Consider the following 24160-nt stretch of genomic DNA (forward strand, 5'->3'; position numbering starts at 1 on the left):
TAAACATTATGAAATTACGTCATCTGGTACTGGCTGCTTCGGCAGCATTATTGTCGTTGGGTTTAAGTGCAGCACCACAAGTAGGTGCACCGGCCCCTGACTTTACCGTAGTGGATACCAAAGGTGCCAGCCACAGCCTGAGCGATTTTGCCGGCAAAAATGTGGTACTGGAATGGACGAACCATGATTGCCCGTTTGTAGTGAAACATTACAGTGGCAATATGCAGGCACTGCAGAGTGATCTGACCGGGCAGGATGTGGTATGGCTTACCGTTATTTCATCTGCACCGGGCAAACAGGGGCATGTTAGCCCGGCTAAAGCAGATGAGCTTACCGCCAGCCGCGATGCGGCACCTACGGCCGTAGTGTTTGATGAAAGTGGCGTAGTGGGTAAAGCCTATGATGCCAAAACCACGCCGCATATGTATGTCATAGATAAAGCCGGTGTACTGCAGTATATGGGCGGGATAGACAGTATTCCGTCTGCCAAAGTGGACGATATCAGCAAAGCCACACCACTTTTTGCCAACGCTGCCAAAGCTGTACTGGCCGGTGGAAAGCCCGATCCGGCCGTTACCAAGCCTTATGGTTGCAGCATTAAGTATTAATTAGCTGCCGGCACAGACACCACGGCCAGATAAATGGCCGTGGTGTCTTTTTGATGGAGGCCTTTTAATACCGGGTTAATTTTGCAGATATCGTACCAGCGTGAGTACCTGGTCAATACCTGCCAGCTCGTTACGCTGCAGAATCAGCTCGCGCCCCAGTTTCAGGGCTTTGCGCTCACTCTGCCCGCGTAAGGTGCCGTCGCTGATACTGTCTAAATCGGCAACATGCGCCAGGCCAACTGTACGGCGGATCAGCTCACAACCGGCATAACCCAGAGTATCGCGAAACACTTGTTGTATAAAGCGTTGCTGGTATAGGCTGTTTTGCAGTGTCGGTTCGCGGCATTCATTGCTCATCAACTGTTTAAACTGCTTTTCAAACTCCTGCCACAGGGTTTGCACTTGCGACAGCAGATAATCCTGATGGCGCTGGCGAGTCTCAGTGTCCTGTGTCAGGCCGAAATGGCCAAGGTAGTTCAGCAGCAAATTACCTGTCAGGCTGCCGACATCAAAGCCAATAGGGCCATAAAAGCCAAATTCAGCATCAATCAGTTTACAGTTCTCGTCGTTAATAAAGATGCTGCCGGTATGCACATCGCCATGCAGTAAGGCCTGTGGCTGAGATAAAAAGCCAGCTTTTAGCTGTGCCACTTCGGCTTGCAGTGCTTCGTCGTGCCACAGCTGCAGGGCATCGTTACGTATTTCACTGTGAATATTATTGCGCTCGTGGTTACAGTAGGGGTCGGTAAAGAATAAATCCTCAGTAATCAGGCACAGCTCCGGGTTTAAAAACTGGCCAACCTGCTGCTTCTTGTTCGGGCCTGTTAAGGCGAAATCACTGGTGTAGTACAGTGTATTCGCCAGGTAGGTTGCCAGCTGTGGCGCCAGATGTAAGAACTGCTTCCCGGCTACCAGTTCGGTGCGCAAAATGCGGTAATCTTTTAAATCTTCCATCAGGATGGCAGCCAGAGCGGCATCGTAATGCAGTACTTCTACCGTATGGTCCGGGCACAATTTGCGGTGTTTTAACAACACTTCGGCTTCAATACGGGCGCGCTCTATAGTCAGTGGCCAGCTTTCGCCTACACAGCGGGCATAGGGCAGAGCCTGTTTTACAATAAGGCTGGTGCCTTTGTCATTAATGACCCGAAATACCAGATTCAGATTGCCGTCACCGAACTCTTCACAGCTTAATTTACTGTGATCGCCAAACAGGCCGCTGTGCTCATCAGCAAAGCGCATTGCATCGTCAGTGGTAAAGGTACGGTAGTCTGTCATCCTGGCTCTCATCGCTTGTGTTGAAAATAGCAGGGCTGCATAATCGCAAACCTTATAGACGTCTGCAACGCCAAACAGGAATAAGCTATGAAAAACTTAACGGCACTGAGTCTGAAAACTGTACAGGGCGAATTGTATGTGCTGGATCAGACCTTACTGCCACAGCAGCAAAAATGGTTGCCTTGTCAGACAGTTAACGGCATGGTTGCCATGATTAAAGCACTACAGTTACGCGGTGCGCCTGCTATTGGTATTGGTGCTTGTTTATTATTGGCCTACCGGGCCCGCGTTGGCGACAGCCGTGAACAGTTGTTACTGGATGCCGAAGTGCTGCGCGCTGCCCGGCCCACGGCAGTTAACCTGATGAATAACCTCGACAGTATGATAGCAGCACTGCAGCAGAGCGATTTTAAAACGGCTGCTATTGACTGTGCCGGGCAGCTGTTCGCTGAAGATGTACAGCTATGCCTGAATATGGCGCGCCATGGCGCCGCTTTGGTACAACAGGGCGAACAACTGTTAACGCACTGCAATACCGGCGGCCTGGCCACAGCCGGTGTAGGTACAGCCCTTGGCGTAATTAATCTGGCACATCAGCAGGGTAAAAATATCCGCCTGTGGGTAGATGAAACCCGGCCATTGCTGCAGGGCGGGCGCTTAACCGCCTGGGAGTGTCTGCAGCTGGGTATTCCGTATCAGCTTATTTGCGACAATATGGCTGCTATGCTGATGGCGCGCGGTCAGGTTGATCGTATTTTTGTCGGCTCCGACCGCATTGCCGCTAACGGTGACTTCGCTAATAAAGTTGGCACTTACTCACTGGCGGTGCTGGCGCATTATCATAAAGTGCCATTTTATGTGGTGGCACCACATACCACGGTAGACTTAGCCTGCACCGATGGCAGCGCTATCCCGATTGAGCAGCGCCATGGCAATGAAGTTCGCGGTGTCAGCGGGGCTTTTGGCACTGCAATTTGGGCACCGGAAGATGCGGTGGTATTTAACCCGGCGTTTGATGTTACACCCGCAGCGCTGGTTACCGGCTGGGTGCTGGATACCGGCGTATATTCACAAGCTGATATCGCCGCCGGGGTGTTAATGCAGTTTGCTCAGGCATAGGAAAAAAGCAACAGCTGCAACACTCGCCTTGGCTCGTCACAGCAACTCGCTCGCGCTGGCGCGCTCACTCAGACACTCTGTGACGCCCAATTCGAGGTTCCAGCTGTTCGCTATCGCGTAGATTCCGACGCAAAAAAAGCAGAGTTACACCGGGGAGTAGTAACTCTGCATACACGGGGGAGTGTAATCTTTGTTGCAGTAAACAGGCGCTTACTCTGTTTACTGCCGGGGTTGCCTTACAAGTTAGTGCAGGCGCTTACTCCGCAATAACCTTTTGTTTCTGTTACTTTGCAGAAGTTACTTACTCTGCTGACACCATCGCGATGTCTAAGCCGCTGTTGGCTTTGTTCAGTGCTAACTCTAACCGTTGCAGGTTATGCTGACTTACGTCGCTGCGATTTAACTCAGCTGCGCGTTTAAAGTCGGCCAGTGCTGACAGGTTATTGTTTTGTAACAGGCGCAGTACGCCACGGTTAGTCAGGGCGTAAGCACGCATTTCGCGCTTGTCGCTGTTGCTGACATGGTGGAACTGCTGTGCTGCAGATACTGCGCTGTCACAGGCATCTGATGCCTGCTCAAGTTTGCCGCTTTTGGTAAAGCCAACGCACAGGCTCATCTGACGTGAGAACTTATCTACTTCAGCAGTGCTGTTTAAGGTTTCGCTGATACCCTGATCAAATTGACCGGCCTGTAAGGCTGCTACGCCAGGAGTATCTTCAATAAGTACCATTTTATAGCCATTGGTGTTGGCTGATGCGAGAAATGAACCCGAGGCCATCAGCATCAACGCCAAAGAACTGCCTAATTTAACTGATCTCGCTTTCATAGTGTGTTGCTCCCAATTTCCCATCCAGGCAGCCGCTATCGGTCTGCAGGTGTAAGTTTGAGCAAAAGCACTAAACTTGACAAACGATAAAAAAAAATGCGACAGGTGAAATAAATTCACCTGTAACTCGCTACTGTTTGTCATATAACGAAAGAGGGAGGAGCTTTACTTATCTAAATGAAAGCTCTGCAGGATCCAGTCGATCAACAACTGAATTTCCTCGCGGTGGGGGTCATTGTCGTGTCGCACCAGATAGTAGCGATCCCGGCTAAGCAGTTCTTGCTCGAATAAGCGTTGCAGGCTGCCATTGGTAAACCAGCCGTTGCTGATCGGTAGTGGGATTAGCGCTACACCTAAGCCCTGCTGTGCTGCACGCGCTACGCTGAACATGCTGTCCAGCTGAATAATTTGTTTGGGCCTGAAATTATGGTAACCCACGTGTTCTGCCCAGCGATGCCAGGCATAAGGGCGGGCCTGATGCAGCAGCAGTGGTACTTTCTCCAGAATGCGATAGCCCTGACTGTGCCATTGCTGGTATTGCTGAGCATTACAAGCTGGCACATAGCTTATGGGGAATAAGTCGTAGGCGGTGCTTTCTTCCGGTTTTTTACCCGACAGAATAATCGACAGATCGGTATATTTCTGGCTGTCGCGGCGTGATTTTACTGTTTCCAGCTTCAGGTTAATATTTGGGTATTGCTCGGACCAGCCAATAAGCCGCGGCACAAATAATTCACTGGCAAAAAACTCCGGCATCGAAATACTGACTTCCAGCATCCGTTGGACCTGGCTGAATTCGCCTATAGTAGCCGCCAGCTGCTGCATTAGTGGTTGAATAGACTGGTAAAAACGTTTGCCGGTTTCTGTCAGCACTATGGCACGGGTTTGGCGTTCAAATAATTGCAGGTTGAGGTTGTCCTCCAGCTGTTTAATCTGGTGGCTTACTGCAGAGGGTGTCAGGTACAGCCGTTTTGCCGTTTCTTTAAAGCTTAAACAGTCTGCCGCGACACAAAAACAACGCAGGCCGCGCATGGGTGTATGCATTGGCATTATGTAGCACTCAATCTCGTTTGTTAGTCGCTGGTTATAGTCGACGAAGGTTGCATTATCATTAACAACACTGAATTTATGCTTAACGCACTGCATAAACTGCACCAATGCTGAACCCAAGTAAAATCATAGCTGAGAGATTTGCAATGATGACTGACTGCGCCAGTTTAGCGCAGCGGCTGCATTAAAATATAGCCGCTGGCAAGAAAATATGTAGATAAATTGTTATTTAAATCAGTGTGCTGGCGCAGGGCTATGTTAGCAAGGGAAAATGGCGGGCTATGCTACTACCGGTGAAGTTGGCTACCCAGCCGTCGGCATTATTAAACAGCCGGATGGCGGTAAATTCCGGTTCGCTGCCCATGTCAAACCAGTGGGTAGTGCCGGCGGGTACGCTGATCAGATCGTTCTGTTGGCACAATACCTGGTACACCTTACCGGCAATATGCAGGCAGAACAGGCCCTGGCCACGGACAAAAAAGCGCACTTCATCTTCACTGTGAGTATGTTCTGCCAGAAACTTTTGCCGTAACGCGGTTTTGTCAGGGTGATTAGCGCTAAGCGAAATAACATCCACGGTAATATAGCCCCGCTCGCGCTTTAAGCGCTGAATATCTGCTGCATATGCCTGCAGGATGTCGTCGTTGCTGCTGTGTGCGGTGACCGGCGCATTGGCTTGCCATTGCTCAAAACGGATACCTGCTTTGGCCAGCTCGGCGCTGATATGTTCGTTGTTGCTGGTATCAAGTAATGAGGTTGTAGCGTTATCGCTGCTGTATACAGTTAGACGGCTCATGGTATTTGCTCCGGGATTTGGTCAAAACTATGGGCAATGGGGTGATCCGCAGCTGGCTGGCTTTCTCGGATCAACTGCACTGTGGCAATACCCAGTGCTCTGGCAGCATCAAGTTCTGCTACTACGTCAGACAAAAATAACACCTGTTTTGGCGGCAGCTGCAACTGCTGCAAAATAGCGGCATAAGATGAAATATCGCGTTTGGCGCCAATACGGGTGTCAAAATAGCCGTTAAACAGCGGCGTTAAATCGCCATAATCGCTGTACTGAAACAATAATTGCTGCGCCTGCACAGAACCCGAGCTGTAGACATAAAGCTTGATGCCAAGGCTATGCCAATGTTGCAACTGCGTAGCCGCATCGGCATACAGGTGGCCGGTAAAAGCACCGCTCTGGTAGCCATGTTGCCACACCATACCCTGTAAGGCTTTTAATGGCGTTATTTTTTTATCTTCAGCTATCCATGCCAGTAATTGGGTAATAATCAGCTCTGTGCTGGCGGCTGGCTGCTGCATCAGCTCGCGGCAGGCGGCCAGCGCTGCTGCAACGTCGGGCTGCACAGTATTGGCCCGGATAAAAGCGGGTAGCTCACGGGCGGCATAGGGGAAGAGTATATCAGTAACAAAACTTATCCGGCTGGTGGTGCCTTCAATATCAGTAATAACGGCGGAATACTTCACGGTTTACCTTGCTAGCTTTAATCGTTCCAGCTCGCAGTTTATAAGAAACTCCCAGCCTTCTAAATGCCTTTTTGCCTGTTCCAGGCTGTTGCCCCAAACATAAAGGCCATGGCCGCGCACCAATAAAGCAAAATTCAGCGGTTGCTGTTGCCAGCGCTGCGCTACTTGTTGCGCCAGTGCCGGAATGTCCTGGGTATTGTCAAACAGCGCCAGCGGGCAGGGTGTTGCATGACTGCTGTTGCCACTAATGGCTTTTTGCATTTCATAACCCTGAAAGTCATAGCTGTCCTGGTTTATCAGCCGCGAAAATACCGTAGCATGCACCGAATGCGTATGCAGTACGGCTTTAATCCGGCTGTCCAGCTGATAAAGCTGGGCATGCAGAGCGGTTTCGGCAGACGGTATGCCAGGGCAGGTTAGCTGACCATTTTGCCAGCTCACGGGGAGTAAATCTTGCGGGCTTAACTCGCCTTTGTCTTTGCCAGAAGCGGTAATCAAGGCGCTGTGCCCGGTGTTGCGCACAGAAAAGTTGCCGCCGGTAGCTGGCACCCAGTGCCGGCTGGCGATCCATCGCCCTAACGCGCATAAAGCGATGGCATTGGGGTTAATCTGATGCAGCTGGGCAGAGTCATTCATTATTATCGGGCCTGGTTGTTACACGTTTGAACGTTTAGATGTCTATACATAAAACGGGCTAAATGATAGCATTCAAGCCGGTTTTCGCAACTTTTTCTTGCCAGCATGACATTCAAAAGCAAACTGCCAACCGTTGGCACTACTATCTTCAGCCAGATGTCGCAACTGGCTGCACAGCATCAAGCCATTAATTTATCTCAGGGTTTTCCCGATTTTGCTCCCGACAGTTTATTGCTGCAGTATCTGAGTGATTACAGCCAGCAGGGGCTTAATCAGTATGCGCCTATGCCGGGTATAGCGCCGCTGCGCGAGCAAATTGCGGCTTTGGTGCAACGCTGTTATGGCCGTGCAGTGTGTGCCGAACAGCAGGTAACAGTAACCAGCGGTGCGACCGAAGCATTGTTTGTTGCTATTAGCGCTGTAGTGGCGCCGGGCGACGAAGTGATCGTGTTTGACCCGGCCTACGACAGCTATGCACCGGCGATTCAGTTAAACGGTGGCACAGCGGTCCATATTGCGCTTAATGCGCCAGATTACCGCATTAACTGGCAGCAGGTGGCTGATGCCATCACAGCCCGCACCAAACTGATTGTTGTTAATAGTCCGCATAACCCAACCGGCATGGTGTTTAACCTTAATGACTGGCAGCAGTTGCAGCAGCTGGTGCTGCAGCATAATTTGTACTGTATCAGCGATGAAGTATATGAACATATGGTATTTGATGCAGCGCTGCAGCTTAGTGCCAACAATTTTGCTGAACTGGCGCAGCGTAGTTTTATCATGTCGTCTTTTGGTAAAACCTTTCATGTTACCGGCTGGAAACTGGGGTACTGCGTGGCGCCGGGCGCATTAACGGCTGAGTTTCGCAAAATACATCAGTATGTCACCTTCTCCAGTTTTACTCCGGCACAGTATGCTATCGCAGGTATGCTGCAGCATCAGTCGCAGCAGGTCAGTGGTTTGGCTGCGTTTTATCAGTATAAGCGTGATCAGTTTGCCAGCCTGTTACAAGGCAGCAGGTTGCAGCTATTGCCTTGTCAGGGCACCTATTTTCAGCTGGCAGATTACAGTGCTATTAGTGAGCTGGACGACGTAGCGTTTTGCCGCTGGCTGACAACCGAGCACAAAGTGGCGGCAATTCCGCTATCGGTGTTTTACAACCAGCCACCACAGCGCCGAATCATCCGTTTTTGCTTCGCTAAACAAAGCGATACGCTAAAAGCTGCTGCGGAGGTGTTATGTCAGATATAACAATGCCGCTTAATGTTGCGCTGGTGCAAACCGCTCTGGTATGGCAAAACCCGTTAGCAAACCGGCAACAGCTGGCAGAGCAAATAAGCCGCATTGAGGGCGCGGATATCATTTTATTGCCAGAAATGTTTACTACAGGGTTTTCGATGCAAAGCCAGCATATTGCTGAACCCGAAGGCGACACCCTGGGTTGGCTGCAACAACAGGCGCAGCAGATTGGCGCGGCGCTGGTTGGCTCGGTGGCAACGCGCACAGATAAGGGTTGTGTTAACCGCTGCTATTTTGTGACACCAGAAGGCCAGGTAACGGCCTATGACAAAAAACATCTGTTTCGCATGGCAGGTGAGCATCAGGCTTATATAGCGGGTGATCAGCGTGTAGTGGTGAGCTGGCGCGGTTGGCGTTTTTTATTGCAGGTGTGCTACGACCTGCGTTTTCCGGTGTTTAGCCGTAATTGCCATGATTACGATGTCGCGCTGTATGTTGCTAACTGGCCGGCGGCCCGGCGCCATGCCTGGCGCACGTTGTTGCAGGCACGGGCAATAGAGAACCAGGCCTTTGTGCTGGGCTGCAACCGTGTTGGTAGCGACGGCAATAACGTGGAATATAGCGGTGACAGTCTGATTGTCGATTATCTGGGGCAGGCTGTCGCAGATCATGCCCCGGCACAAGCCAGTGTGCTGCGTGCTACGTTAGACTATGCACAGCTTAAACAGTACCGGCAACTATTTCCGGCCCATCTTGATGCTGATGCTTTTGTGCTGAGCTAAGCTTTTACAGTCCTGCAGTATTTTCATTTACCGGTATTACAAGGAGCGGCTATGTCGCGCTTACACCCCACCGCGGTGATCTTCAGCGGTTTTTTCTTATTGGGTAACCTTATTATTCTCTGGGGTATGTTACTGCCCGACATGGCAAAAGCGTTAAATATGGCACCGGCGATCAGTGGTGTGTTTTTCAGCCTAATGTCGATAGGTACTATTGTCGGCGCCATCATTGGCGGCAAATACGTGCAGAAGTTTCATTTTCTGCGCTTATTTGCATTTTTAGCTATTACTGAATCGATTTTGTTAAGCCTGCTATCAGTGGTGGGCAACTGGCAAGTGCTACTGCCCCTGATTGTATTGGTGGGGCTGACTTATTCAGTGATGTTTACCATCGGCCATACTCTTATTGCCCGGCTGTTTGCCAATAAACGTGCCGCCATGATGGGGCTGATGGATTTTATGTTTAGCCTTGGCACCTTAACGGCACCGCTGTGGGTGGTGATGCTGTACTGGGTGCTGGATGACTGGCGCTGGCCAATCCGCATTATTGCGCTATGCCTGTTATTTGTCGGCTTGTATAGCTGGCAGGTTGCCAGAATGCAGCCTGTATTGGCTGGGCGCAGCCCCAGTGGCGGTAAAAGCTTGTCTTATATTACCGTGCTCCGGCAGCCTATTTTTTTGCTGCTGTTACTGGTGATGGTGGGCTACGGGGCGGCAGAATGGGGCCAGGGTAACTGGTTTGTCAGCTATGCGGTAGACGGTTTGGGCTATCAGGCCGAAAATGCCCGCTTGCTATTGGCCTGGTTTACCGGCGGTATGGTGTTAAGCCGGCTGGGCTTTGCGCTACTGTTGCGCTGGTTAAGCAGTGCTCAGCTTATGTTGCTGTTAGGCGCTTTTACTGTTGTTGGCGCTTTTGTGGTTAAGTTAAGCGCGGGTAGCGAATTGCTGGCGCTGGGCAACTTGTTGCTGGGGCTGGGTGTGGGAGGCTTGTTTCCGCTAATGTTATCTACTGCGATGGATCTGGACAGTGACAATGGCCCGGTATTATCCGGCATTGCCAGTATTGGTAGCTCAATTGGCTTCCAGTTTGCCGGTTTGTTAACCGGTGTTTGGGCGCAGCAGGCCGGTATTGCGCAGGCATTTTGGCTGATACCACTGGCCAGCATCTGGCTATTTGGCTGTTTGTGGCTGTTTCAGCGCCGCTTAGGCAGGGCTTGACCACAGCCGTATTCGCAGTAACACTATACGGCCATAACTAACATGAGTTTAACCAGTGAGCGAAATTAACTGGGCTGCCCTGCAACAGGCAGCACAACAAGCCGCCGCGCAGGCTTATGCGCCTTACAGCAAATTCCCCGTCGGCGTGGCGATACTGGCCGAAAGTGGCAAAATTTATACCGGCTGCAACGTTGAAAACGCCTCATACGGTGGCACAGTGTGCGCTGAGCGCAACGCCATAGGCGCTGCCGTGGTGGCAGGTGAGCGCAAATTTACCGCGCTGATGGTGTACACACCGCAAGACATGCTTACGCCGCCGTGCGGTATCTGCCGCCAGGTTATTGCCGAATTTTTCAGCCCCAATGCACCTATAGCCAGTTGTAACCATTTGCATCAGCAACAAAACTGGAGCTTAGGTGAATTACTGCCAGCGGCTTTTACACCCACCTATCTGGCTAACAGCACAAAAGTTGGAGCTTAATAGATGATCCCACAGGAAATAATTAAAACCAAACGCAACGGCGGCAATTTAAACCAGGCTGAAATTCAGCAGTTTGTCCGCGGTTTAACCGACGACAGCTTCAGTGAAGGTCAGGTAGCTGCACTGGCAATGGCCATTTATTTAAATGGTATGCAAACCGACGAAATTGTAGCGCTAACGCTGGCCATGCGTGACAGCGGCACTGTGCTTAACTGGCAGGGCAAGTTAAATGGCCCGGTGGTAGATAAACACAGCACCGGCGGTGTTGGTGACAAGGTCACCTTAATGCTGGCGCCTATGGTTGCGGCCTGTGGTGCCTTTATGCCCAGTATTGCCGGCCGCGGCTTGGGCCATACCGGCGGCACGGTAGATAAGCTGGAAACTATTCCCGGTTACAGCTGCACTCAATCACTGGAAAAAATTCAACAGTTATTGCCACAGTTAGGGTGCGTTATTGTGGGCCAGAGCAGCCAGCTGGCACCTGCCGACCGGCGCTTATATGCCATTCGTGATGTGACTGCCACGGTGGAGTCTATTCCGTTGATTACGGCGTCTATTTTATCGAAAAAGCTATCTGAAGGTTTAGATGCGCTGGTAATGGACGTAAAAATTGGTAACGGCGCCATTATGCGTACCGTCGATGATGCTTCGGCACTGGCCAGCAGTATTGTTAATGTGGCCAATGGCGCTGGCGTGCGAACGCGGGCGCTGCTAACCGATATGAACCAGATTTTAGGCACTACTGCCGGTAATGCGCTGGAAGTGATCGAAACGCTGGATTATTTAACCGGCAAATACCGTGAGCCACGCTTGCACCAGGTTACGCTGGAGCTGGGCGCTAATATGCTGATGTTGGGTAGTTTATATCCGGACAAGGCCAGTGCTACTGTTGCACTGGAACATAGCTTAAGCTCGGGTAAAGCAGCTGAAATTTTTGCCAAAATGGTGGCAGCTTTAGGCGGCCCGGCTGATTTAATGGAAAAACCCCAGCAGTATTTAGCCGTTGCGCCGGTGGTGCAGGATATTATTGCCCCCCAAAGCGGTTACCTGGGTTACAACAATACTGTGGGCTTAGGTATGGCGGTAGTGCGTTTGGGCGGTGGCCGCTCGCATCCCAGCCAGCAGATTAATCCTGCAGTGGGCTTTAGCCATATTCTGCCAGCAGGTAGCAAGGTACAGCAGGGCGATGTGATCGCCAAAGTACATGCTGCCAGTAAAGATGCAGCAGTAGGTGCAGCAGGTGAGTATCTGGCTGCACTGAGTGTGGCAAGCACGACAGCGCCGTATCCGCTGGTGCACCATACTATTGGTTGAGTAAGTGACAGAATAAGTGGCTGATTGACGTTATGCCCCGTTATTGACTACAGTTAAACCAGTCAATTCCGGGGTGCATCCATGCTATTACGTTGTCTGCTTTTGCTGCTGGCCAGCAGTGCATACGCTAAGCCACAACTTACCTGGCTGCAAACCGACTGGCCGCCGCATCAGATTGTCAGCGGCCCGTTTCAGGGCCAGGGTACCTTTGATTTACTGCAACAACAGATTGTGACGGCACTGCCGCAATTTAACCATCAAACCCGTTTGGTTAGCCTGGCACGGTTGGAGCAGATTTTTCAGCAGTCAGAAACCGGTAGCTGTGCGCTGGGAACTTTATACTCGCAAGAACGTGCGCAAAACCGGGTGTTTTCTGTACCTATGGCAGTAGGGCCGGCGGTGGCAGTGGGTTATATTGCCGGCAAACTGACAACGCATCCGGCCATGCAGCCCGAAGGTGTAGATATCCGCATGCTGGCGCTGGATAAAACTATCCGGGGGGCGTTTCAACCTAACCGGCTATACCCCGCTGTCATTGTACCGCTGCTGCAGCACCCTGACAGTAATCTGAGCAGCCACGCCTTTACCAGTGAAATCAATGCGGCCGGCTTGCTGGCGGGTAACCGGGTGGATTACGTGGTGGAGTATCCGGAGCGGATGCAGTATTACAATCAGTTGCTGCCTGAAACCGCTGTATTGGAACACCGGGCGATAGTGGGCGCTAATGTGGCCAGTGTGTCTTATATTACCTGTAGTCAGGATAGTATAGGGCAGGCAGCTATCGAGGCAATAGATCAGGTATTGCCAGTGTTGTGGCAAAGTCCGGAGTATCTGCAGGCGATGCAGCGCTGGCTGGATAACAGTGCCCAACGCCGGTTGAGCACTGATCTGCAGCAACTGCAACAACAGGCGTTAATGCAGCTTAAGCCGCGGCCGGACGATGCGGTTGATACGGGCAACTAAACTGATCACCAGCATTTTTATCCAGCCGTGCAGCGCCACCTGATGCATACGATACAGCGAAATGTAGGCCAGCCGGGCAATACGGCCTTCTATCATCATGGCGCCGCCGATTAAGTTACCCATCAGGCTACCTACAGTACCAAAACGGCTGAGTGAAATGAGCGAGCCGTGATCTTTATAATGGAAATCGCGCAGCGCCTTGCCCTGCAATTCCGCCATAATATTGGTCGCAACCAGGCTGGCCATCTGATGCGCCGACTGCGCCCGTGGCGGCACCCATTTATTATCTGCCAGCGGGCAACCGGCGCAATCGCCAATGGCGTAAATGCGGTTATCCAGCGTGGTTTGCAGCTTGCTGTTTACCAGTAGCTGATTGATGCGGTTATTTTCCAGCCCGTCGAGCTGATGCAGAAAATCCGGTGCTTTAATCCCGGCAGCCCACACCATCAATTCAGCATCCAGATGTTCATCGCCCAATTGCAGCCCGTTAGCATCGGCTGCAGTCACTTTTGTACTGGTGCGCACATGCACACCCAGCTTTTGCAGCTCTTTTAAAGCGGCAGCGGCAATGCGCTCCGGTAGCGCGGGCAAAATACGCGGCCCGGCTTCTATTACACTGATATTCAGCCGGCCTTTACGTAAATCGGCGAAGCCATATAAATTCAGCTCTGCTGCGGCATGATATAACTCGGCGGCCAGTTCAACCCCGGTAGCACCGGCGCCCACTATAGCGATATTTAATTTATCTTTCGGATGGCCGGGTGAATTCAGCTTTAAATAGGCACCCAGCAAATGGCGCTGAAAACGCTGCGCCTGGGACGGGCTGTCTAAAAAGATACAATGCTCAGCCACCCCCGGCGTATTAAAGTGGTTAGATACACTACCAATGGCCAGTACCAGATAGTCATAGGCCAGCTCACGCGCCGCCAGTACCTCTTCACCATCATCGGCATATACCGGGGCTAAAGTAACAGTTTTTTGCTGCCGGTTCAGGCCGTAAAAACTACCCAGCTGAAAATCAAAACCGTGGGTTGCGGCATGGGCCCGGTAACTAAGCTGATCAATTTCCACGTCCAGTGTGCCGGTGGCAACTTCATGCAGAAGCGGTTTCCAGATATGGGTTTGGTTGCGGTCAATCAGGGTGATATGCGCTTTGCCTTTACGGCCAAGTTTGTTGCCTAAGCGGGTGGCCAGCTCAAGGCCGCCAGCCCCTCCGCCAATAACCACTATGCGCGGGCGTGTCATATGCTACTTCCTTCTGTGAAAAATAAAGCAGTACAACATCTTGCCGTTAAACTACGGGCAAGAAAAAACCGGCGCGAAGGCCGGTTTTGTCAGTTAACTTTTTTGCCGTTTCATGGCATCGAAGAACTCGTCGTTGGTTTTGGTCATCAACAGACGATCTATCAGGAATTCCATACACTCGGTTTCATCCATCGGGTGCAGAATTTTGCGCAGGATCCACATTTTCTGTAGTTCTTCAGGTGAAGCCAGCAGTTCTTCGCGGCGGGTGCCGGAGCGGTTAAATTCAATGGCCGGGAATACCCGACGCTCAGCAATTTTACGCGACAGGTGCAGTTCCATATTACCTGTACCTTTAAATTCTTCGTAAATGACTTCGTCCATCTTCGAGCCGGTATCCACCAGCGCAGTAGCAATAATGGTTAAGCTGCCGCCTTCTTCAACATTACGGGCCGCACCGAAAAAACGCTTCGGTTTGTGCAGAGCATTGGCGTCGACACCACCGGTTAATACCTTGCCTGAGCTTGGAATAACAGTGTTATAGGCGCGGGCTAAACGGGTAATAGAGTCAAGCAGGATGATAACGTCTTTTTTGTGCTCAACCAGGCGTTTGGCTTTTTCGATTACCATTTCAGCAACCTGCACGTGGCGGCTGGCTGGTTCATCGAAGGTTGAGGCAATAACTTCGCCTTTTACCAGACGCTGCATTTCGGTTACTTCTTCCGGCCGCTCGTCAATCAGCAGCACCATTAACACGCAATCCGGGTGGTTAGCAGCAATAGACTGGGCGATGTTTTGCAGCAAAATGGTTTTACCGGCTTTGGGTGGTGCCACGATTAAGCCGCGCTGGCCTTTACCGATAGGCGAAGCTAAATCCAGTACCCGGGCGGTGATATCTTCACGGCTGCCGTTACCACGTTCCATGCGCAAACGTGAGTTAGCATGCAGCGGGGTTAAGTTTTCAAACAGAATTTTGTTACGCGCCTGTTCCGGGCGGCCGAAGTTAACTTCGTTTACCTTTAACAGTGCAAAGTAGCGCTCGCCTTCTTTGGGCGGGCGGATTAAACCGGAAATGCTGTCACCGGTGCGCAGGTTAAAGCGGCGGATCTGGCTGGGTGAAACGTAAATGTCGTCTGGGCCGGCTAAGTAAGAGCTATCGCTGGAGCGCAGAAAACCAAAACCGTCCTGCAGGATTTCCAGACAACCATCACCGAAAATTTCTTCGCCGTTCTTGGCGTGGGATTTTAAAATGGCGAAAATAATGTCCTGTTTGCGCAGGCGGGCCATATTTTCCTGGCCCATAGACTCAGCCAATTCAACCAGCTCGCTAATTGGCTTCAGTTTCAGTTCTGTTAAATGCATATTGATTGGGTTTCTTGTTGATATATAAACAGGGTAATGCTTATCGGTTCGATAAAATAAGGTTTGGAAGTGGTTTTTTCGACAGACAAGCGTGGTTTAGAACGTTTAATTGGCTACACAATAGCAGTTGGCTACTGGTGCGTCCAGCGTTGAAACAGAAAAAGGCGTATAAAAATACGCCTTTTTTCAATTTACTCAGATGTTACCGTCAAGAAACTCTTTTAACTGAGTTTTCGACAGGGCACCAACCTTAGTGGCAGCAACCTGACCGTTTTTAAATAACAGCAGGGTAGGAATACCACGAATACCGAATTTTGGTGGCGTGTTCGGGTTGTGGTCAATATTCACTTTAGCCACTGTGACTTTACCGGCATATTCTTTTGCCACGTCTTCCAGAATAGGAGCGATCATTTTACATGGACCACACCATTCCGCCCAAAAGTCGACTAAAACCGGTGCATCGGCTTTTAGCACGTCGGTTTCAAAACTGTCATCAGAAACCTGTAAAATATTTTCGCTCATTAATGTCTCCGCTAGTACGATGCAGCCCGGCTGCAAAAAAGTGTTATCAATTTAAACGTGGCTGTTCCTTATTGCAAGCGTAACGGTTATGCTTAGCGCCGTATGAATAAAACACACTTAACTTCGCATAAATTCGCCGATTTCGCATTGGCGCCACAGGTTCTTGACGCGTTAACCGCGCAAGGTTACGGCTATTGTACGCCCATTCAGGCCCAATGTTTACCACTAGCGCTAGCCGGTAAAGATATTGCCGGCCAGGCCCAAACAGGTACGGGTAAAACACTGGCGTTCTTAACCGCTACTTTCCACCATTTGCTTACCCATGAGCCCAAAGGTTCTGGTCAGCCGCGTGCCATTATTATGGCTCCTACGCGAGAGCTGGCGGTACAGATCCATCAGGACGCAAAAATACTGGCTGATAACGCCGGTTTACGTCTTGGCTTAATTTATGGGGGCGAAGGGTACGATACTCAACGCCAGCTGTTGGAAAATGGCGTAGATATTTTAATTGGTACCACAGGCCGCTTAATAGATTATTTAAAGCAGGGCTTGTACGACTTATCCCAAATTCAGGTAGTGGTGCTGGACGAAGCTGATCGCATGTTCGATTTGGGCTTTATTAAAGACATCCGCTTTATGTTTAACCGTATGCCGCCGGCGACAGAGCGTTTGAGCTTGTTGTTCTCAGCTACCTTGTCTTATAAGGTACAGGAACTGGCGTTTGAGAAAATGAATCAGCCGGTGCATATCCATGTTGCGCCGGAAGAAATGACCGGTAGCCGTATCAGCGAAGAGCTGTTTTATCCGTCAGACGAACATAAACTGCCATTGCTGTTAACACTGATGGAAGAAGAGTGGCCGGATAAAGCCATTGTATTTGCTAACACCAAACACTGGTGTGAAGAAGTACACGCCTGGCTGGAGGCTGATGGCCACCGTGTTGGTTTACTTACCGGTGATGTTATTCAGAAAAAACGCCTGCGCATTTTAGAGGACTTCACCAGCGGCAAGCTGGATATTCTGGTTGCCACCGACGTTGCGGCGCGTGGCCTGCATATTCCTAAAGTAAGCCATGTATTTAACTATGACTTACCGGACGACTGCGAAGACTATGTGCACCGGATTGGCCGTACCGGCCGGGCCGGTGAAAGCGGTAAAGCCATTAGCTTTGCCTGCGAGCGGTATGCGCTTAACCTGACAGCCATTGAAGACTATATTCGTCATGCTGTGCCGGTAAGCCAGTACGATGCCAGTGCCCTGCTGGATGATATTAAAGCGCCGAAGCCGCGGGTTCGCCGCCGCGCCGGTCAGGCCAGAACCGGCAGTCGTAGTGGCCCGGGTGGACGTAGCAGTAATGGCGCAAGAGCTCCTCGCAACCGTCCTCGTTAATCCGGCGCTGTCTGCCGACCAATCACCGCATCAGGATATCTATGCGGTGATTGATCTTGGCTCAAACAGCTTCCATATGCTGATGGTCAAGGTTGTTGGTGGCTCAGTGCAGGTTATAGGCCGGGTAAAACGCAAAGTACGCCTGGCCGCCGGTTTAAATGAAAACCTGGTACTTAGCCGCAAAGCGATGAAACGCGGCTGGGAGTGTTTAGCCTTGTTTGCTGAACGTTTGCAGGATATCCCGCCGCAAAATATCCGTATTGTTGGCACCGCTACGTTGCGGCTGGCAAAAAATGTTAAAACCTTCCTCAAAGAAGCCGAGGCTATTTTAGGCCAGAAAGTGACGGTGATCAGCGGTGAAGACGAAGCCCGCATCATTTACCTGGGTGTAGCCCATACTTCAAACAGTGACAGCAACCGGCTGGTGATCGACATTGGCGGTGCCAGTACTGAAGTGGTGATTGGTGCCGGTTTCACGCCGCAACTGTTGTCCAGCCTGAATATGGGCTGCGTCACTTATCTGGAACGCTATTTCAGTGACGACGAGCTAAGTGAAGATAATTTTAGCCAGGCCATAGCTGCAGCAGAGCAAGAGGCGGCATCTATTGCCGAGCAGTACCGGCAAACCGGCTGGCAACTGGCAGTTGGTGCATCCGGTACTGTGCAGGCGATGCAGGAAATACTGGTTGCTCAGGGTAAAGATGAAGTGATTACCCTAAGCCGGCTGGAAGATATTATGCAGCAGGCACTGGCGTGTGGCCGGATGGAGCAATTGACCATTGTTGGCCTGGCGCAAGAGCGTAAGCAGGTATTTCCGTCCGGGCTGGCTATTTTAATTGCCTTGTTCCGTAAGCTGCATATCAGCGGCATGACCTTGTCCGGCGGTGCACTGCGGGAGGGCGTGTTGTATAGCATGTTGCCGCAACTGCAACATACTGATGTTCGCAACCGTACCGTTGCCAGTTTGATGGTGCGCTATTTTATCGACCAGCGCCATGCCGAGCGGGTAGCAGAAATGGCCTGTGAGCTGGCCAGTCAGTTACAAAGCCGCTGGGATCTGCAGAAATTTGAAGGCCACAGCATGCTCAGAAGTGGTGCTTTACTGCATGAACTGGGCTTACTGATCGAATATAAAAATCACCATCATCATGGTGCTTATATTATTAACCATTCCGATTTGCCCGGTTTTACCCGCGCCCAGCAGCAACTGGTGATGGCTCTGGTGCATAACCACCGGGCTGATATCAGCCGCGAAATTATTGCCCGCCAAACCATGACGTCAGTGCTGCTAACGGTACGTTTAACACGTATTTTACGTCTGGCCGTGATTTTATCCATGCGCCGGCGACACGAAGTATTGCCGCAGGTAAATATCAGCAGCAAAGGTGAGCAGTTAACGTTGAAAATGCCGGAAGGTTGGTTGGATCAGCATCCGCTGATGCGGGCTGAACTGGAGCAGGAAATGCAGTACCAGCAACAAACTGGTTGGGAACTCATTATAAAGTAAGCGCTGTTGGCCGGGTAAATATTACCGAAAAGTGTGTAATTTTTGCCCGGCAGCCCGTTGCCAAAAGTGATGGCGACGGGCCGGCAAGCAAGTGCTGACACATCTGAATTGCTCATTTTATGGTATGATGCCGCATGCTATCGGGCTGCCGCTACTGCCAGAAGGCGCGGTAGTGTAATCATCAGCTTGCTGATGCACTATCAGAGACCTGTTTTTCACATCGTCCAGTTTCATCCGTCCGGCAGTTACTTCTTGCTGGTTACCGTTACTATCAACACGAATCATCGGTAAGTCGCCAAGGTGGCCTTGTCCGTCCGGGCCCGCATGCTGATTGGTATCCGCCGGATCTAGATGGCTGCCTGCACTGGCCGCCGCCTGGCGTTCGCCATCTTTTATTGCTGGCTCACAGCTGGGGTTCTGGTGGACGTGAAAACCATGTTCCCCCGCCTGCAGCCCCTTTAACTCGGGTTTAAATACCAAGCCGTCAGCTGTTTCAGTAATGGTAATGGTGCCGGTACTGTCACCTACACCGTCTGCAGTCACTTTATTCATCCGTACTTTAACGCTGTTACCAGCTTGCCCGCCAGCATTGCCGGGCATAGGTGCCGGGGTGCTAACACCACTTGGCGCCGACGGTGGGTTTGGATCCGGGTTGCAGCCCAGTAATAGGCCTGCAGCGAGTAACGGCAGGGGCAATATCCGCAGTTTCATAATAATCTCCTTCATTATCGGCTAAGTAACATCAACTACGGCTATTGGGTTGCAAATTCAGCGCCAACACTGGTAGCAGCAAAAATGGCATGAGCTTTGCCTTTTAACAGAACAGCAGATTGAGCCGTCAGCAGGAGACAGGTCATGCCTTATAACAAGCACAGCGAATTGCCCGATAGCGTAAAGGACACTTTACCCGCCCATGCTCAGGACATTTATCAGGCAGCGTTTAACAATGCCTGGGACGAATATGCCGATCCGGATAAACGCCGTGGTGACGACAGCCGGGAAGAGGTGGCGCATAAAGTAGCCTGGGCAGCGGTAAAGCAGAGTTATGAAAAGAATGAGGCGGGAAAATGGGTAAAAAAGTAACTGACATTGCACGGAGCCTGGATGCCTTATCTTAACGTGGGTGATGGCCACCAGTTGCATTATGAGCTGCAGGGGGACCCTGCGGCAGAGGTGCCGCTGTTGTTTGTGCACGGCGGCCCGGGCGCCGGTGTCAGGGCCGATGATAAACAGCTGTTTGCCAAGTTGCAGCGCCCGGTAATTTACTATGATCAACGGGGCTGCGGTAATAGCAAATTTGAACAACGGCTAACTGCTAATACGACTGAGCATTTAATTGCAGATATAGAATTACTGCGCCGTACGCTGGCTGTCGAACAACTGATACTGGTCGGTGGCAGTTGGGGCAGCACCTTGAGCTTACTGTATGCCATCCGTTATCCGCAGCATGTGGTAAGGATGGTGCTGTGGGGCATTTTTTTATGCCGGCAGCAGGAACTGGACTGGTTTTACCTGCATGGAGCCAATCAGTTATATCCGGAAGAGTATCAGCGCTTTATTCAGCAGGTAGATTATGCCAGTGACCCTGTCGCAGCTTATTTTGAAAAGTTATCCAGCGCCAGCCAGCAGCAACAAGCCGCTGCCAGCTGGGCCAGGTGGGAAGCAGTCAATTCGTTTCTGATGCCAGACGAGGCCCAGATAGAGCGTTTTAGCGAAACAGACCATTGCCTGCCGATGGCGTTACTTGAAAGCTACTATTTTAAAAAACAGGCATTTTTGCCACCGGACTATATTTTACGTAACAGCATGCGCTTGCAGGCCATACCGGTTGATATTGTGCAGGGCCGTTACGATACCATTTGCCCGTGTGATGCGGCCTGGCAGTTGTCTAACCGGCTGGAGCAGGTTCAGCTGCATATTTCACCACTGGCAGCGCATGATGCTGCTGAGCCGGAAAATTTCCGCGCCCTGCGGGCACTGTTACTGGATCTGGAGCCAGCGACGGGCGACTGACAGCAAGGGGGTTCATCGGGCATACAGCTTGGCAAGCTATACCTGTTAATACTGTATATGTTAACGGCGCGTAAATAATTAATGCGGCAATATCACCGCGGGGAATATTTCATTGTGACATCAGACACTGCACAAAATAGTAAAGCGGCGAAGAGCGATGCAAAGCCTCGCAGCAAAATGTCGGCACTATTCGGGGTTGCCGGCAGCTTATTGTTTGTCGCCATCGTACTGGTTTTACTGGTGCATTTTGGTGTGCATGAAGAGGTGTTACATCTGCTGCAGTGGTTTAAGCAACAGGGTGCCTGGGCGCCGGTACTGTTTATGTTAATTATGGCAGCTGTAGTGGTATTGTTGCTGCCGGGAGCCCTATTTACTGTGGGCGCCGGTTTTGTTTTCGGTGTGGCGGCAGGCTCGGTCTATGTATTACTGGGTACCACCGTGGGTGCCGTGTTAGCGTTTTTGATTGCACGCTACTGTTTTGGCCAGCGCGCCAGAGAATTTGTTATGGCGCGGGCAAAGCTAAAGTTGGTAAACGACGAGCTGACGCCAAATGGCTGGAAGATAGTGCTGCTAACCCGGCTGATCCCGTTTTTCCCCGGTAAAATTTCTAATTACTTTTTTGGTTTAACCCAGTTCTCGCTACGGGGATATATCGGTGGCTCGTTGCTGGGTTTTATTCCGTTTACTGTGCACAACGTGTATCTGGGCTCATTGATTGCTGATATCTCCAGTTTTGATTTTACCTCACGCGAACGCTCTGTGTGGGAGTGGGGCCTGTATGCCGGCGGTCTGTTGGCAGCTATTGCAGTGATTATTTATCTTAACCGTCTGGCCAGCCGGGCGCTGGCGCAATATACCGAACAAGATACCCAAAAGGAGCCTGACTGATGACCTGGTTAAAATGGCTACCGTGGCGTTATGTGGTGCGCTATGTGGCGCACAAACATGGTTTTATAGACCCCATTGCCTTGCTGGCACGGCTGCATAATTTTGCCCAGCCGTCAGAGGTAGGTGAACCGATAGAACTGCTGCGTGCCGGTGTGGTGTTTCATGCCCGCGGCCTGATTAACAGCCGGGTGATCCAGCATAATCTGGACTGGGTGTGGCCATACTGGATTGAACGGCAATTTGACCCTTACGATGTGTCGTTTATCCCAAGGGCATTTTCCATTACCCATATTAACCTGACCCATCGTAACTGGACGGCCATAGGTTGGCCGGACTGCCCTGAGTTACCGATTGTCGATCCCAGAGGCCTGCTTACACCCTTTCTGGATGGCTGGTCGCTGGACGCCTGGATTATGCCGCAGCAGGGAGAGTATTTGTTGCCATCCAGAGCATTGCAGTGTCAGCAGCAGCTGCGAATGGCCGGAGACATTAGTATCAGCACTGAAACAGTATTACAGGGTATGACACTGGTCACTCAGGCATCGGTCGAGCTTGAAGACGGCATTGCGGTATGCAAATTGCGGTTGCGGGCTAAATCAGACCAGCAAGGTTATCTGGTGCTGGCGCTGCGGCCACAAAACCCGGAAGGCATCAGCTTTATTCACCGTGTAAGGCTAAACTCAGAGCGGACTGCCTGGCAGGTTGATGATAATAAGCGGGTAGAGTTCAGCCGCAAGGCGGAACGGCACCATGTATCTACCTATCGCCAGGGTGACGTTTATATTCATCTGAACGATGCACAGGAACAGACCGATGGTGTCTGTGATGTCGGTATGGTTACTGCTGCGGCGCTGTTTGCGTTGCCAGCTGACGAGTGGCAGGAGCTGGAAGTGTCGGTGCCGCTGACAACTGAGCGCAACGAACAACTGCAAACAGATGCCTGGCGCCAGGAGCAACAGAAAACCTGCAAGCTGACCTGCCCGGATGCGCACTATCAGTTTTTATATGATGCGGCGGTCACGTCATTAATTCTGCACTCGCCGGAAGATGTTTACCCCGGCCCTTATACCTATAAACGGTTCTGGTTTCGGGATGCAGCTTTTATTATTCACGCCTTACTGTGTGCCGGCCTGACTGAACGTGCCGAGCGGGCGCTGAATCAGTTTCCACCACGCCAGACATTACTGGGCTATTTTCGCTCGCAGGAAGGCGAATGGGATGCTAACGGGGAAGTATTGTGGATCCTCAAACGCTATTTTGAGATGACCGGCCGCAAAATGCCCGCCGACTGGCATGGCCCGGTGCAAAGCGGTGCGCGCTGGATAAGCCGTAAACGTTTGTCCGACAAACCCGATACACCTCACGCTGGCCTGTTGCCACCTGGGTTTAGCGCTGAACACCTTGGGCCCAATGATTATTACTATTGGGATGATTTTTGGGGAGTAGCCGGTTTACAGGCGGCTTCTACCTTATTTGCCAGCACAGATCTGCAGCAGCAACACGAATTCGCCCAGGCCGCTACCAGCTTTAGTGCAGCGATAGATAAAAGCCTGGCGCAATGTGCACAGCGTTTAAAGCGGCCCGGCATGCCGGCATCGCCTTACCGCCGTCTGGATGCCGGAGCTATTGGTTCACTGGCAGCGGGTTATCCGGTGCAATTATGGGCGCCTGACGATCCCCGCCTGCTTGATACTGTTGAGTTCTTGCTGCAGCGCTGTTTTGTTAAAGATGCCTTTTATCAGGATATGATCCATTCAGGGTTAAATGCCTATTTAACCCTGCATGTGGCACAGGTGTTATTACGGGCGAAAGACCCGCGTTATTTAACGTTAATGGATGCGGTGGCTGCACTGGCGTCACCTACCGGGCAATGGCCTGAGGCCATTCATCCGGCTACCGGCGGCGGTTGTATGGGGGATGGCCACCATGTTTGGGCGGCTGCCGAATGGTTGTTGATGATACGTAACTGTTTTGTCCGTGAAGAAGGCCAGACTTTGGTGTTATGTGGTGGCGTGCCCCAGCGCTGGCTGGGCCCGCAGACACCAGTCTACTTTGGCCCGGCGCCAACCAGTTTTGGCAGTATCAGTGTGGAGATCACGGTGAGTGCTGAAAGTGGCGTTTTAGTTAAATGGCAGGCTGACTGGCACAATGGCAGCGCACCTGTAATGGAGATAACCCTGCCAGGGTATGTGGCGGTAACAGCACAAGCTGCTACCGGGGCAGTGACCTTGAGTAAACAAGAGGCGTAAC

General features: G+C 51.4%; 24 protein-coding genes. 14 read left to right on the top strand and 10 right to left on the bottom strand.

Annotated elements, in window-relative coordinates:
- Positions 1–8 precede the first annotated feature (8 nt).
- Entirely contained in the window at positions 9–608 is a 600-nt protein-coding gene (locus tag BLW68_RS15075; protein ID WP_092795160.1) for a redoxin domain-containing protein, read from the top strand.
- A gap of 75 nt (positions 609–683) precedes the next feature.
- Here BLW68_RS15075 and mtnK read toward each other — a convergent pair whose 3' ends face one another.
- Positions 684–1886 carry an S-methyl-5-thioribose kinase gene (gene mtnK / locus BLW68_RS15080; RefSeq protein WP_092795162.1) on the bottom strand — a complete coding sequence of 401 codons (1203 nt, stop codon included), beginning with the start codon at positions 1884–1886 and terminating at the stop codon, positions 684–686.
- 87 nt (positions 1887–1973) lie between these two features.
- On the opposite strand from mtnK, the gene mtnA reads away from it, so the two are divergent.
- Entirely contained in the window at positions 1974–3005 is a 1032-nt protein-coding gene (mtnA, locus tag BLW68_RS15085) for an S-methyl-5-thioribose-1-phosphate isomerase (protein ID WP_092795166.1), read from the top strand.
- Positions 3006–3306: 301 nt separating this feature from the next.
- Here the strand turns inward: mtnA and BLW68_RS15090 are convergent, their stop codons facing one another.
- From BLW68_RS15090 to BLW68_RS15110, 5 genes are all read right to left on the bottom strand, one after another.
- Positions 3307–3831, bottom strand: a complete 525-nt coding sequence (locus BLW68_RS15090; protein WP_092795401.1) for a hypothetical protein — start codon at positions 3829–3831, stop codon at positions 3307–3309.
- A 165-nt stretch (positions 3832–3996) separates the two neighbouring features.
- Positions 3997–4863 (bottom strand): LysR family transcriptional regulator, encoded by an 867-nt coding sequence (locus BLW68_RS15095; RefSeq protein ID WP_245728357.1) that lies wholly within the window; start codon positions 4861–4863, stop codon positions 3997–3999.
- A gap of 271 nt (positions 4864–5134) precedes the next feature.
- Complete coding sequence (locus tag BLW68_RS15100; protein WP_092795172.1) at positions 5135–5677, bottom strand: 1,2-dihydroxy-3-keto-5-methylthiopentene dioxygenase; 543 nt, start codon at positions 5675–5677, stop codon at positions 5135–5137.
- Positions 5674–6357 (bottom strand): acireductone synthase, encoded by a 684-nt coding sequence (gene mtnC, locus BLW68_RS15105; protein WP_092795175.1) that lies wholly within the window; start codon positions 6355–6357, stop codon positions 5674–5676. Before mtnC ends, BLW68_RS15100 begins: the two co-directional genes overlap by 4 nt.
- Positions 6358–6360: 3 nt before the next feature.
- Entirely contained in the window at positions 6361–6993 is a 633-nt protein-coding gene (locus BLW68_RS15110) for a methylthioribulose 1-phosphate dehydratase (RefSeq protein WP_092795177.1), read from the bottom strand.
- Positions 6994–7098: 105 nt separating this feature from the next.
- Here BLW68_RS15110 and BLW68_RS15115 point away from each other — a divergent pair, with 105 nt between their 5' ends.
- The 6 genes from BLW68_RS15115 to BLW68_RS15140 all read left to right on the top strand — a co-directional run bounded on the left by BLW68_RS15115 (position 7099) and on the right by BLW68_RS15140 (position 12987).
- Positions 7099–8244 (top strand): methionine aminotransferase, encoded by a 1146-nt coding sequence (locus tag BLW68_RS15115; RefSeq protein WP_092795179.1) that lies wholly within the window; start codon positions 7099–7101, stop codon positions 8242–8244.
- Positions 8232–9014 carry an amidohydrolase gene (locus BLW68_RS15120; protein WP_092795182.1) on the top strand — a complete coding sequence of 261 codons (783 nt, stop codon included), beginning with the start codon at positions 8232–8234 and terminating at the stop codon, positions 9012–9014. The genes BLW68_RS15115 and BLW68_RS15120 overlap by 13 nt, the downstream gene beginning before the upstream one ends.
- A 51-nt stretch (positions 9015–9065) precedes the next feature.
- Positions 9066–10229, top strand: coding sequence for an MFS transporter (locus BLW68_RS15125; protein ID WP_092795185.1), 1164 nt, complete (start codon positions 9066–9068; stop codon positions 10227–10229).
- A gap of 55 nt (positions 10230–10284) precedes the next feature.
- Positions 10285–10710, top strand: coding sequence for a cytidine deaminase (locus BLW68_RS15130; protein WP_092795188.1), 426 nt, complete (start codon positions 10285–10287; stop codon positions 10708–10710).
- Positions 10711–10713: 3 nt separating this feature from the next.
- Positions 10714–12024, top strand: coding sequence for a thymidine phosphorylase (deoA, locus tag BLW68_RS15135; RefSeq protein ID WP_092795190.1), 1311 nt, complete (start codon positions 10714–10716; stop codon positions 12022–12024).
- Between the two features lie 81 nt (positions 12025–12105).
- Complete coding sequence (locus tag BLW68_RS15140; protein WP_092795194.1) at positions 12106–12987, top strand: TIGR02285 family protein; 882 nt, start codon at positions 12106–12108, stop codon at positions 12985–12987.
- On the opposite strand, the gene BLW68_RS15145 is transcribed toward BLW68_RS15140, so the two are convergent.
- The 3 genes from BLW68_RS15145 to trxA all read right to left on the bottom strand — a co-directional run bounded on the left by BLW68_RS15145 (position 12937) and on the right by trxA (position 16113).
- Positions 12937–14232, bottom strand: a complete 1296-nt coding sequence (locus BLW68_RS15145) for an NAD(P)/FAD-dependent oxidoreductase (RefSeq protein WP_092795196.1) — start codon at positions 14230–14232, stop codon at positions 12937–12939. The two genes, BLW68_RS15140 and BLW68_RS15145, sit on opposite strands and share 51 nt — an antisense overlap.
- 93 nt (positions 14233–14325) lie before the next feature.
- A complete protein-coding gene (rho, locus tag BLW68_RS15150) occupies positions 14326–15591 on the bottom strand; it encodes a transcription termination factor Rho (protein WP_092795198.1) in 1266 nt (421 codons plus the stop codon).
- A 195-nt stretch (positions 15592–15786) separates the two neighbouring features.
- Entirely contained in the window at positions 15787–16113 is a 327-nt protein-coding gene (gene trxA / locus BLW68_RS15155; RefSeq protein ID WP_068237566.1) for a thioredoxin TrxA, read from the bottom strand.
- A gap of 102 nt (positions 16114–16215) precedes the next feature.
- Here trxA and rhlB point away from each other — a divergent pair, with 102 nt between their 5' ends.
- Entirely contained in the window at positions 16216–17502 is a 1287-nt protein-coding gene (rhlB, locus tag BLW68_RS15160) for an ATP-dependent RNA helicase RhlB (RefSeq protein WP_092795200.1), read from the top strand.
- Positions 17444–19009 carry a guanosine-5'-triphosphate,3'-diphosphate diphosphatase gene (gene gppA, locus BLW68_RS15165; RefSeq protein WP_342741264.1) on the top strand — a complete coding sequence of 522 codons (1566 nt, stop codon included), beginning with the start codon at positions 17444–17446 and terminating at the stop codon, positions 19007–19009. Before rhlB ends, gppA begins: the two co-directional genes overlap by 59 nt.
- Positions 19010–19126: 117 nt before the next feature.
- On the opposite strand, the gene sodC is transcribed toward gppA, so the two are convergent.
- Positions 19127–19720 (bottom strand): superoxide dismutase family protein, encoded by a 594-nt coding sequence (gene sodC, locus BLW68_RS15170; protein WP_218141388.1) that lies wholly within the window; start codon positions 19718–19720, stop codon positions 19127–19129.
- A gap of 144 nt (positions 19721–19864) precedes the next feature.
- On the opposite strand from sodC, the gene chaB reads away from it, so the two are divergent.
- The 4 genes from chaB (at position 19865) to BLW68_RS15190 (ending at position 24159) form a co-directional block, all read left to right on the top strand.
- The gene (gene chaB, locus BLW68_RS15175; protein WP_092795206.1) at positions 19865–20092 is read left to right on the top strand and encodes a putative cation transport regulator ChaB; all 228 of its coding nucleotides are present in this window, start codon (positions 19865–19867) and stop codon (positions 20090–20092) included.
- 21 nt (positions 20093–20113) lie between these two features.
- Entirely contained in the window at positions 20114–21022 is a 909-nt protein-coding gene (gene pip, locus BLW68_RS15180; RefSeq protein WP_092795208.1) for a prolyl aminopeptidase, read from the top strand.
- Between the two features lie 114 nt (positions 21023–21136).
- On the top strand, positions 21137–21910 hold the full coding sequence (locus tag BLW68_RS15185) for a TVP38/TMEM64 family protein (RefSeq protein WP_218141389.1): 774 nt from the start codon (positions 21137–21139) through the stop codon (positions 21908–21910).
- Entirely contained in the window at positions 21910–24159 is a 2250-nt protein-coding gene (locus BLW68_RS15190; RefSeq protein WP_092795213.1) for a hypothetical protein, read from the top strand. The genes BLW68_RS15185 and BLW68_RS15190 overlap by 1 nt, the downstream gene beginning before the upstream one ends.
- Position 24160 lies beyond the last annotated feature (1 nt).

This window comes from Rheinheimera pacifica, assembly GCF_900108485.1.
GTDB classification, from domain to species: Bacteria; Pseudomonadota; Gammaproteobacteria; order Enterobacterales; family Alteromonadaceae; genus Alishewanella; species Alishewanella pacifica.